General features: G+C 43.9%; 10 protein-coding genes and 4 pseudogenes. 9 read left to right on the top strand and 5 right to left on the bottom strand.

All coding sequences use genetic code 11. The features are described from left to right. Nucleotides 1–365, top strand: a pseudogene (locus H6G40_RS21565) (IS1634 family transposase); the annotation flags it as partial. Between the two features lie 127 nt (nucleotides 366–492). Here the strand turns inward: H6G40_RS21565 and purF are convergent. Beyond that, nucleotides 493–1,956, bottom strand: coding sequence for an amidophosphoribosyltransferase (gene purF, locus H6G40_RS21560; protein WP_069474171.1), 1,464 nt, complete (start codon nucleotides 1,954–1,956; stop codon nucleotides 493–495). A gap of 137 nt (nucleotides 1,957–2,093) precedes the next feature. Next, the gene (gene purL, locus H6G40_RS21555; RefSeq protein ID WP_069474172.1) at nucleotides 2,094–4,364 is read right to left on the bottom strand and encodes a phosphoribosylformylglycinamidine synthase subunit PurL; all 2,271 of its coding nucleotides are present in this window, start codon (nucleotides 4,362–4,364) and stop codon (nucleotides 2,094–2,096) included. Between the two features lie 148 nt (nucleotides 4,365–4,512). Between purL and H6G40_RS21550 the strand changes: the two genes are divergently transcribed. Continuing rightward, nucleotides 4,513–5,004, top strand: coding sequence for a DUF29 domain-containing protein (locus H6G40_RS21550; protein ID WP_081330815.1), 492 nt, complete (start codon nucleotides 4,513–4,515; stop codon nucleotides 5,002–5,004). 17 nt (nucleotides 5,005–5,021) lie between these two features. Further along, nucleotides 5,022–5,111, top strand: a pseudogene (locus H6G40_RS21545) (type II toxin-antitoxin system HicB family antitoxin); the annotation flags it as partial. Nucleotides 5,112–5,144: 33 nt separating this feature from the next. Here the strand turns inward: H6G40_RS21545 and H6G40_RS21540 are convergent. Beyond that, nucleotides 5,145–5,381 (bottom strand): annotated as a pseudogene (locus tag H6G40_RS21540) (formylglycine-generating enzyme family protein); the annotation flags it as partial. Between the two features lie 30 nt (nucleotides 5,382–5,411). On the opposite strand from H6G40_RS21540, the gene H6G40_RS21535 reads away from it, so the two are divergent. Further along, nucleotides 5,412–6,788, top strand: coding sequence for an MlaD family protein (locus H6G40_RS21535; protein ID WP_190538229.1), 1,377 nt, complete (start codon nucleotides 5,412–5,414; stop codon nucleotides 6,786–6,788). Between the two features lie 88 nt (nucleotides 6,789–6,876). On the opposite strand, the gene H6G40_RS21530 is transcribed toward H6G40_RS21535, so the two are convergent. Continuing rightward, nucleotides 6,877–7,098: a type II toxin-antitoxin system HicB family antitoxin gene (locus tag H6G40_RS21530; RefSeq protein ID WP_002738523.1), complete on the bottom strand. Its 222-nt coding sequence runs from the start codon at nucleotides 7,096–7,098 to the stop codon at nucleotides 6,877–6,879. After that, on the bottom strand, nucleotides 7,073–7,330 hold the full coding sequence (locus tag H6G40_RS21525) for a type II toxin-antitoxin system HicA family toxin (protein WP_069474174.1): 258 nt from the start codon (nucleotides 7,328–7,330) through the stop codon (nucleotides 7,073–7,075). Before H6G40_RS21525 ends, H6G40_RS21530 begins: the two co-directional genes overlap by 26 nt. A 303-nt stretch (nucleotides 7,331–7,633) precedes the next feature. Between H6G40_RS21525 and H6G40_RS21520 the strand changes: the two genes are divergently transcribed. From H6G40_RS21520 to H6G40_RS21500, 5 genes and pseudogenes are all read left to right on the top strand, one after another. After that, nucleotides 7,634–8,065, top strand: coding sequence for a DUF29 family protein (locus tag H6G40_RS21520; protein ID WP_002791659.1), 432 nt, complete (start codon nucleotides 7,634–7,636; stop codon nucleotides 8,063–8,065). A gap of 7 nt (nucleotides 8,066–8,072) precedes the next feature. Next, a pseudogene (locus H6G40_RS21515) lies at nucleotides 8,073–8,315 on the top strand (DUF5678 domain-containing protein). Nucleotides 8,316–8,351: 36 nt separating this feature from the next. Beyond that, entirely contained in the window at nucleotides 8,352–9,365 is a 1,014-nt protein-coding gene (locus tag H6G40_RS21510) for a WD40 repeat domain-containing protein (RefSeq protein ID WP_002738878.1), read from the top strand. A 46-nt stretch (nucleotides 9,366–9,411) separates the two neighbouring features. After that, the gene (locus tag H6G40_RS21505; RefSeq protein WP_002739186.1) at nucleotides 9,412–9,984 is read left to right on the top strand and encodes a Uma2 family endonuclease; all 573 of its coding nucleotides are present in this window, start codon (nucleotides 9,412–9,414) and stop codon (nucleotides 9,982–9,984) included. Between the two features lie 16 nt (nucleotides 9,985–10,000). Continuing rightward, nucleotides 10,001–10,816 (top strand): DUF4351 domain-containing protein, encoded by an 816-nt coding sequence (locus tag H6G40_RS21500; RefSeq protein ID WP_069474175.1) that lies wholly within the window; start codon nucleotides 10,001–10,003, stop codon nucleotides 10,814–10,816. The last annotated feature ends 452 nt before the right edge of the window (nucleotides 10,817–11,268 follow it).

The following is an 11,268-nucleotide window of genomic DNA, read 5'->3' as shown; positions in this document are numbered from 1 at the left end:
AGGGTGATAGAGTCAAAGCTCATATCTTTTTATGTATGTTGGCTTATTATGTGGAATGGCATTTAAAACAGTGCTTGGCTCCTTTATTATTTGAGGATGAAGAAATTGATGATAGTTGTCTGAATGTGATTAAAGCCAATCGGAGTGAATCCGCTCAGTCTAAAGAGAGAAAAAAACGGAATCAAGAGAACTTTCCTGTGCATAGCTTTCGGACTTTGTTGGAAGACCTGGGGACAATTTGCTTGAATACAGTGGAATGTACGATTAGGGAGGGAAGTTATCGTTTTTCTAAGATAACTCGACCGACTCAACTGCAACAAAAAGCGTTAGATTTATTGGGAGTTTCCCTGATTTGTACCCAGTAACGGGGCGGCGGAAATTCTCTTAATCCCTCCTACAGCATAGGTTATGGCTTTTTGTCAACGGGGAAGTCCAGTGATAAAAAGTCTAAAAGTCTTACCCAGCAAGGTTTTTAGATTTATTCAGCAACCCCTATTTAACTGTTTCTAAGATCAACTTCGATCGCTTAACATTATCAGGTACAGGAATCGGATAATCGCCATTAAAACAAGCAGTACAGAAGGTTTTCGGATCTTCTTTCGTTGCTGTTAACATCCCATCGTGACTGAGATAAGCTAAACTATCCACCCCGATTTGTGCCTGAATTTGGGCCACCGATTTAGTTGCCGCAATTAATTGCTCTTGGTTGTCCGTATCAATGCCATAAAAACAGGGATGAGTCACCGGAGGAGAAGATATTCTCATGTGAACTTCTCTTGCTCCAGCATCGCGTAAAGCTTTAACTAATTTCCGGCTAGTGGTTCCCCGCACGATCGAATCATCAACAATAATAACTCTTTTTCCCTGTAAAACATCCTTTAAAGGATTCAATTTCATCTTAATTCCCGACTCTCTCATGTGTTGGGTTGGTTGAATAAAAGTCCGTCCCACATAACGATTTTTAATCAATCCTTCCGCGTAGGGAATATCAGAAATGCGCGAAAATCCGATCGCAGCCGGAATACCCGAATCGGGAACTCCCATTACCATATCTGCTTCTACCGGCGACTCTTTGGCTAATTGTTCCCCCAAACGTACCCGATAAGTATATAAAGATTCCTCGTGAACAATGCTATCGGGACGAGCAAAATAAATCATCTCGAAAACGCATAATTTTTTCTCCGGTTTCATGGCCCAATCCACCGAAGATAAGCCATCTTCACTAATCCAAACTAATTCCCCCGGCTGCACATCCCGCAGATAATCGGCCCCAATAATATCTAATCCGCAGGTTTCCGAAGCTAAAACATAACGGGGGGGATTGCCTTCTTCTTGCAAAACCCCAATTACTAAGGGTCTGACACCATTGGGATCCCGCGCCCCGATAATTCCCGTCGGTGTGCCGATAACAAGGCTGTAAGCCCCGCTACAATAGCTAAAGGCATCGATCGCCGCTTCTATCCAATCCTTGCCACTATCCACTTCCTGACCGATAGCGACGGCGATCATTTCCGAGTCGGTGGTGGTGACGAGATCACAACCGCGCTGTTCTAATACATTTCTTAACTCAAAAGTATTGACTAAATTGCCGTTATGTGCTAAGGAAAGTTTACCTAAACGGCTTTCGATCACGGCAGGTTGGGCATTGGCGCGACGGCTAGAACCGGTGGTAGAGTAACGAGTATGACCGACGGCGTGAGTACCCGGCAAGGTTTTAAGGACAGTTTCGTTAAAAACTTGGGAAACTAAGCCCATTTCCTTGTAACAATGCACCGTTTCCCCGTCGTAGGTGGCAATACCTGCCGATTCCTGTCCTCGGTGTTGCAGGGCATAGAGTCCGAAATAGGTCAGTTTTGCTACTTCTTCCTCGGGGGCATAGAGTCCAAAAACTCCACAGGCTTCTTCAGGCTTATCGACACTGGCAAAAGATACAGATGAGTCGGGATGGCTAGACATGGGAGGGTTGGGGCTGCAGAATACTTTGGTAACAAAATCTTAACCGATCTTAATCTTCTTTTAACGATTTATTTATCAGCTATCAGCCTTTATTTACCGATATAATCGGCCATCTTATCTAGCTGACGGCCTCAAGATTACAGCCTTCTTTCGATCGCTTTTGACCAAACTTGCTGTATAGTTTCTAGACTAACATCGATCGCTGGTTGTTTATCCCGGTCAAAAATCCGAAGATTCTCGTTTTTTTCGCTAACTTTGCCAGTTATTTGCCAATAGTCTCCCAATTGTGTCTTTAGATATTCTTCCCAATCTTGCTGATTTTCGGGGGAAACGGAGACGATAATGCAACTAGCTAATTCCCCGAATAATACCGCATCAAAACGGCCCTGATGCTGCCAAGAAAGGTCAATTTCCGCCCCTAACTGCCCACTAATACAGCATTCTGCCAGAGCAGTGGCTAAACCTCCCTCGGCGCAATCGTGGGCAGATTTCACCCAACCGGCGCGAATTCCCCAACGACAGGCCGCTTGTACCTTTCTTTCTAACTCAAAATCAATTACCGGCGGTTTTCCCGTCACCAAACCGTGAATAACGGCTAAATATTCGGAAGCGCCGATAGTTGGCAAGGAGAAACCCAAAAGATAGATTAAATCCCCCGCTTTTTGCCAACCTTGGCCGCAAATTTGCCCGATATCCGGCACTAATCCCACCATCCCAATCACGGGAGTCGGATAAATAGACTGGGGGCTGCCAGCTGCATCAACGGTTTCGTTGTACAAAGAGACATTACCCCCAGTCACCGGTGTATTCATTTCCCGACAAGCTTCAGCAATACCCTGACAAGCAGTGGCTAATTGCCAATAACCGATTGAATTCTCTGGACTTCCGAAATTGAGATTATCCGTGACAGCAATGGGGTCAGCCCCAACACAACTAAGGTTTCTGGCCGCTTCCGCCACGGCCAACTTAGCTCCGTTATAGGGATCAAGATAAACATATCGCGGATTACAATCTGTAGTCGCCGCTACACCTCGCCGAGAATTTGCGGGATTAGCACCCAGAGGACGCACGCGAATCACGGCCGCATCGGCCCCCCCGGGGAGAATAACAGTGTTATTCTGGACTTGATGGTCATATTGACGATAAACCCAGCGTTTTGAGGCAATCGAGGGACTATCCAGCAGTTTTAATAAAATCTCGTTATAGGATTCGGGAATAGGAATCGTGCTATCTTGCCATAATTGAGCTTTTTGGGCGTATTCCGGCGGTTCTGTTAGTAATTCCCGATGATAAATCGGAGTATTATCCGCTAGGGCCGTGGCCGGAATTTCGGCGGCAATTTCCCCTTTAAATAATATACGGACGATCGGTTCTGCAATTACCTGGCCAGCGACCACAGCCTGAAGTCCCCAACGATGGAAAATCTCGATTAATTCGCCTTCTCGTCCCGATGCTGCCACAAATAACATTCTTTCTTGGGATTCCGACAGCAGATATTCGTAGGGGACCATCCCGGTTTCCCGGACGGGTATTTTATCGAGGTCTAATTCAATTCCCACCCCTCCCTTGGCCGCCATCTCGGAGGTAGAACAGGTGATCCCAGCAGCCCCCATATCCTGGGCTGCCACCACCGCACCGGTCTTAAATGCCTCTAAACAAGCTTCTATCAGGGATTTTTCCAGAAAAGGGTCGCCCACTTGCACCGCGGGCCGGTCATCCATAGATTTATCGGTTAATTCGGCACTGGCAAAACTCGCCCCTCCCATACCGTCGCGGCCGGTGGTAGAACCAACGTATAAAACTGGGTTTCCCAGACCTTTTGCCCCGGATTTAACGATTTCCTCGGTTTCCATTAGCCCTAAAGCCATGGCATTAACTAGGGGATTGCCATTGTAGGCATTATCAAAGTATATCTCACCGCCCACCGTGGGAACGCCCACACTATTGCCATAATGACTTATTCCCTCCACGACTCCGGCAAAAATGCGACGATTGCGGGCATCTTGCAAGTTACCAAAACGGAGAGAGTTGAGGATAGCAATGGGCCGGGCCCCCATGGTAAAAATATCCCGCAGGATACCTCCGACTCCGGTAGCGGCACCTTGGAACGGTTCCACCGCAGAAGGATGATTATGGGACTCGATTTTAAAGGCTAATCGCAATCCATCGCCTAAATCCACTACTCCGGCATTTTCCCCCGGTCCGACGAGAATTTTTTCGCCGGTGGTGGGGAATTGTTTGAGCAGCGGCCGGGAGTTTTTATAACAGCAGTGTTCCGACCACATCACGCCAAACATTCCTAATTCGGCTTTGTTGGGGTGTCTTCCCAGTCTTTTGACTATTTCTTCGTATTCTTCGGGTTTGATGCCTTCTGAGGCAATTTCTGCGGCAGTGAAGGGGGTAGTCATGGGACAATGCGATCGAGGGACAAGATTTATTGTATAACGTCTGATGAGATCGAGTTACAATGCTTAGTGAAAGACAAAAAAGTTAAAAAGGTTTGCGCTAGTAAAGTTAAGCTAAAGACATAGTTTTATGATCAGTGGGAACGAAACTATGGCAGTAGAAACAGCTTTATCAATGAAAGCCTTATACGATCAGGATTTTGTTCTCTGGACTTCAAAAACCGCCGAACTTTTAAAGCTAAAAAAGTTTGATGAGGTGGACTGGGAAAATCTGATCGAGGAAGTGGAGTGCATGGGGAAAAGTGACAGACGGGCTGTAGAGAGTTTATTAACCCAGCTTATCGAACACCTGTTTAAGTTAGCTTATCACAGATCGGAACGGGAGCGAGAACGCAACGTCTGTCACTGGGTAGGAGAAATTGCCAGTTTCCGAACTCAACTAGGAGAGTGGCTAGAAACCACTACTCTCAGTAACCATGCGCGGGATTATTTTCAAAAAGCCTACTCGAACGCTCGAAAAACCCTAATACAAGCGAAAACCGTCACTGGCGATGCGATTCCTGTGGAGCCTCCTTTCTCCCTCGAACAGGTATTAGATGGGGAGTGGTTCCCGATTGATATCGATCATTACTTCGACGTATAAGAACAAAAAAGTTAAAGATGAATATTAAAGTTATTGTTTGGCAAGAGGATGATTTATGGTGTGCCACCGTTCCAGCTTTCCCCAGTTGTCATACTTGGGGAAAAAGTATATAAGAAAATCTATCCAACTGCTAAACTAGAGGCATCTTTTTCGCTGACACTGCGGGAAAGTTCCCCGTCAATGGTCACTACGCGATCGATCAAGCCTTGAAACTGTCCAATAATTGGTTTTAGGTATTGTTCTAGATTAATGGCTACTTTGGCCATTTTGATCGCTTCTTGTTCCAGATTATCTAACTCCAGCTGCAGCTGATACACTTGTTTATAACCGTTCAACTCACCGATCATTTTCGAGAAAACCTGTTTTTGTGTATCCTGATACTGTGTAGAGATGAGGAGTAATTATTTATGGAAGCTGGCGGTTCACAACGAGGGATTTCCCCAACTCTGCGGCAAAGTGGTATCGGTTTAATGTTACTGACATCGGGGGGAATATTAATCTGGTTTGTCGCTTGGTTAAGTAATTTTAGCTTCGGGGGACGCAGTTATCGAGCCAGCTTCCTTTTTCCTAATGTGGGTGGCATGATGGTGGGAACCCGCGTCGGTTATCGGGGAGTGAGAATCGGGCAAGTGACGGCAATTACCCCAGAACCGGAGGGAGTCGCCGTAGAAGTGGAGATTTCGCCAGCAGATCGCCTAATTCCCAGTAATTCCCTCATCGAAGCCATTCAATCCGGTTTAGTCGGTGAAACCACGATCGATATTACTCCCCTGCAAGCTTTACCCGTCGGTGGTGTCAAAGAACCCCCTTTGAGTCCTAACTGCAATGGGGAAGTGATTATCTGTAACGGTTCCCGTTTACAAGGGCAATCGGCGCTCAATGTCAATACCTTGATCAGATCTTTACTGAGAATTTCTAATCTAGTTAGCGATCCCGATATGGTGGCCGGATTTCGTTCCTTTACCCAACGCGCTGCCAATGCCTTGGGGGGACTCGATCGCTTTAGTGGTGAGGCAACCACCGCTTTAAGCGAGGTACGTCGCAGCGGTACTCTAGGTAAACTTAATTCGGGTATGAGATCCCTAGAATCTTTACCGCAAGTATCCGGTTCCCTCGATCGCCTTTCTAGTGATCTTTCCGGTGTCGGGGGATTGAGTCAGGAAGCGACTACTTTACTGAGAAGTTTACAGGGAAGTGGCGGCCTGAGAAATTTAGACGCTACCCTAGTAGAAGCCCGAAAAACGCTGCTTTTGGTGGGAGAAACTACCGAAGAACTGCGGGTTTTTTTGGCAGCTAATCAAAATCGTTTAATTGCCACTCTCGATAGTATCAAAACTACCAGCGATCGCCTACAAACTACTCTCGCTGCTTTGGATCCGATTCTGACACAAGTGCAGAAAAGCCAAATTATCGACAATTTAAACACTATTTCGGCAAATGCTGTTAAATTAAGCGAAAATTTGGGTAACTTTACTGCTTATCTCTCCGATCCTGCCACTGTTGTCACCCTACAGCAACTCCTCGACTCCTCTCGTGCCGCTTTTGCCAATCTTCAGAAAATCACCTCGGATGTGGATGAAATTACTGGTAATCCGCAACTGCGACAGGAAATTATCCGCTTAATTCAGGGTTTAAGTCGTTTGGTTTCTTCTAGCGAACAACTACAGCAGGAATTCGCCCAAGGTCAAGCAATGACAAGAATGGCCGCCCAAATTGCGACAATAGCCCCAAATCCCGCCCCTAATACCCCAGAAAAAGACCCTAAGAAACCTGAATCTGAGTAGCAGAATTTGGGGTTAGGGGTTGGGAAAAAAAAGTCCGAGCATTTGTACTAAATTTTTCAAGACCCAGTTTCAATACACAACAGTTTGCCTAATTTTTTGTCATAGCTAAATGAGGAATTTCTTCACCATGTTGACGATAACTTTCTTTAACGCCTTCCCAAGCTAAAATTAATTGATTGAGTGCTGTTTGGGGGCGATCAGCAAAAGCGGAAACGCTAGGCATTTCTACTAAGTATGCTATCCAATCTCCCTCCTCATCTTGGAAGATATTAATGCTAAAACCGTTAAAATCGTCGGTTGTTGGATTCATTTTCTTCCTCCTGTATTTTTAAAAATTGTTTAACTTGATAAGCTTTCGCTTCACCGTTTTTTGTCGGTTGAATAGATAGACGGACTCTCTTAGATGAATACCAAATGTGATGACTTCCTGTTTGATGGTCAAAAGTCCAACCGCAAAGATTAAGCAAACTCTCAAATTCGCTAAAACGTAATCCTTGAGATGAGTTTTTGGCCTTTTCTAGCAGTCTTTCTTTTTTTCCCATCGATCGATCACAACGAACTCAATCTATTTTAGCTTAAAGTTAAAAGAAGGAGATCGCATTTATACATTAGAGATAGAATGCAATTCGCCCATACAATCGCCGAAAATCGCTTAATTTTGCTAATTTTTGAGTCATAATTAAAAACTCCATTTTTAGATAAAAAACCATAGCGTAGCACAGAAAACCTCAAACTAGATGAAAAAATGATTAATTTTTTGCTCAAGATGGCCTTAAATGAGCTTTGGGATAGAGAGACTTGTGGCAAGATATAATTAAGGTATATTTGGGGGAAGAAATTGGATTATGGAAGAACTTTTAGAATTAAAAGCTTTGCTCTTAAAAGGTGATATTAAAGGTTCACTGGCGATTGTAGAAGACCTTGAAGATATGAGCAAAAATGGGATTATTAGCACCATTCGTGGTTATGCTGTTATCTTATTACTTCATTTAATTAAACAACAGGCAGAAAACCGAACCACTCGTTCTTGGGATGTCTCCATTCGCAATAGTGTTAGAGAAATTCAACGCCAAAATAAACGCCGAAAAGCAGCAGGATATTATTTAAGTGATGAAGAATTAACAGACACTTTAAACGATGCTTATCTTAATGCTTTGGATGCCGCTTCTTTAGAAGTCGAAGCAGCTTGTTATCAATCGGAGCAAATAGAAGCTTTAATTGACAAAAATAAACTGATTAGTGCTGCTTTTCTTCTCATAAAAACCGTCTCTCCTTAGAAAGATTATGACAGACTCAATCTCTCAAGAACAAGCCCAAGAAATGTTACGTTGGTTAAACAAAAATTGTGAAACCGTGCTTGATTTGTATAAAAATCAATACATTGCCTATAATGAAAAAGTGGTCATTGCTCACGGTGAAAATTTACAGAATGTTCTGGAATAAGCCAACACAACCAATCAAGAATTTGTCATTTATCTTGTTCCTCGTTGTCGTTATTCTATTCAAATTTTACCAGTTCAAGTTTAAAGTAGTTTAAGATGATTTTGACAACGGCAAAATTCTATGAAAATAACCCTTTATCAACCGACGTTATCGTTATTATTGCTACTGTTGCTATCTGGTGGTTGTGCAGTCAATCAGGAAAAAGGCAAAATCATCACTCCGCAAGCACCTCCCCTAGCAGAAATGGTTCCTTGGCAGACCGTCGAACGGGTTACTATTTTAAAAGCCGATCAGGATCCCATCTATGCTTTGGCTATTAGTCCCGATAACTCCAGGCTGCTGAGTGGTAGTTTTGACGGCACTGTCAGGGAATGGGACCTAAAAACCCAAAAACCTCTCAGGACTTGGCAACTAGGTGATACCGTTAACGCTATCCAATTTAGTCCCGATGGTAAGACTTTCGTAACTGCCGATGCGGGGGGAAAAGTGCAACGCTGGAATACGCGCACGGGAAAATTAGAAATGACCTATCCCGGCCATGCTTTTCTCGTTACTGATGCCGCTATTTCTCCCGATGGCAAAATTTTGGCCACGGGTAGCTGGGATCGTACAGTCAAACTCTGGGATTTTCAGACGGGTACACTGTTAAAAACCCTGCGCGGTCATAATCATCCGATTCAGGCGATCGCATTTAGTCCCGATGGTAAAGGAATTGTTAGCGCCGATTACGATGGCTTCGTTAAACTGTGGAAAGTGAGTACCGGTCGCTTTATTCGTGCCTATGCAGGTAATTTATTCCCCGTTTATCGGGTGCTTTTTTCTAAGGATGGTAATACCGCCGGTACTGCTAGTCAAGACGGTTCGATCCGCGGTTGGCAAGTGAAAAGCGGCATCGGCACCACTACTATTCTCGCCCATAACGACGCTGTTACCGATATGGCCCTGCTGGATGGGGGTAAAGTTTTGGCCAGCACTTCCGGGGATGGCACTGTGAAATTTTGGGATGTTAATACCCGTCGGCACTTGAATACCCTCAAGGGAAACGTCATCTTAAGAATGGTTGCCAGTCGAGATGGTCGTTGGTTAGTCACTGGAGATCGGGACGGTGCGATCGCAATCTGGCGGGGAATCTAATTGACTATAATTAAGACTAGAGTGTTTTCTAGGGTGAAATATAGCTATGGCAGCAGTGATTTTAAACTTAGATACAGTCAATCTCACCGATGAGCAGTTTTACCGTCTCTGTCAAGTTAACCCAGATTGGCAATTGGAAAGAAACGTTCAAGGAGAATTAATTGTGATGCCACCTGTTGGGGGAATTAGCGGCAACCGAGAGGCCGATTTTATTAGTTTGCTTTGGTTGTGGAATCATCAAACCCAATTGGGTAAAGTCTTTAGTTCGGCGACGATTTTTCGTTTGCCGAAGGGGGGAGATCGCGCTCCCGATGCCGCTTGGGTGAGTTTAACTCGTTGGCAAGCTCTAAGTCGAGAAGAACAGGAGAAATTTCCGCCTATTTGTCCTGATTTCGTCATTGAACTGCGCTCCCGTAGCGATTCCCTCCCAGAAATTCAAGCTAAAATGCGGGAATATCTCCACAGTGGTTTGCGATTAGGTTGGCTAGTTAATCCTCAACAACAACAAGTGGAAATTTATCGTCCTCAGCAACCCTTAGAAATTATGGAACTACCCGCTAATTTCAGCGGAGAGGATGTCTTACCAGGCTTTAGTCTATTTATCTCCATTTTTGAGTAAAATATAGTCAAGACTGATGTATGATTCTACTTGTAAATTTATCTCCCTGGAATATTCGAGAGATTTAGCCACTTGGTTATTAGGTAAACCTTTGGATTTAACCGAAATTAAACCCTCAGAGTTATCATTAGAGCCGATAAGAGCCGATAGTTTAATCTTTTTGGAGTCAGAAGAACTAATCTTACATATTGAGTTCCAAGCCGACCCTAAAGAGGATATTCCCTATAGAATGCTCGATTATGCCACAAAACTCTATCGACGCTATCAAGGCAAACCTATCTATCAGGTAGTGATTTATCTAAGGAGAAGTACCTTACCCCTAGTCAGACAGAATGACTATCAACAGGGAAAAACTTATCATCAATTTGAGGTGATTAGACTATGGGAACAACCCTATCAACCCTTATTGCAAGCACCGGGACTATTGCCCTTTGCTATACTAGCTCAAGCTGAGGAGCAAGAGAATTTACTGCGGCAAATCGCCCAAAAAATCGAACAAATCAGCGACAGTCGAGAACAAAGCAATCTGGCTGCCTCCACAGCAATTCTCGCCGGATTAGTATTAAACAAAGACATCATTCAACAATTGTTGAGGAAGGACATTATGAAAGAATCTGTCATCTATCAGGAAATCAAAGGGGAAGGAAGACAAGAAGAAGCCATCAATTTGCTTCTACGTCAATTAAATCGGCGTATAGGTGGCATTTCTGCCGAATTATCTGCCAATATCCAAAGTCTTTCTCTAGAAAATTTAGAAAACTTAGGAGAAGCTTTATTAGATTTTCAGTCAGTAGAGGATTTAGAACAATGGCTAGAAAATGAGCGTTTTTAACTAATTTAATGCGGTTATTTTTCTTCTATTAATTCCCTCTATGGCTCTTCTCGACTTTGTGTGATAATTTTTGCTTATGGAATCGTGAAATGCTTATCGGGTAACACTTTTAGGACTATTTTGTCGAAGAAACTATCAGTATAGACCTCGTTTCCACACAGAAACCAGAAGAGCCCCTCTATTAAGTACCTAAGCAAAATTAACTACACATATCTAACCACCTCTTGCCTCTTGCCTTTTGCCTTTTGCCTATCTTCACTAGGAAATTAATTTTGCACGACTACTTATCATTATGTCAGATCATCAAGCTAGTTATGCCGTCAATGCAATGTTAGGTCGATTGTATTTCTTGACTTCCCCGTTGACAAAAGGCCATAACCTATGCTGTAGGAGGGATTAAGAGAATTTCCGCCGCCCCGTTACTGGGTACAAATCAGGGAAACTCCCAATAA

Origin of the sequence: Microcystis viridis FACHB-1342, assembly GCF_014698335.1 — a bacterium.
Lineage (GTDB): Bacteria > Cyanobacteriota > Cyanobacteriia > Cyanobacteriales > Microcystaceae > Microcystis > Microcystis ichthyoblabe_A.
Note: the sequence above shows the minus strand (reverse complement) of the source record. Positions and strands in the feature narration are given on the sequence as shown.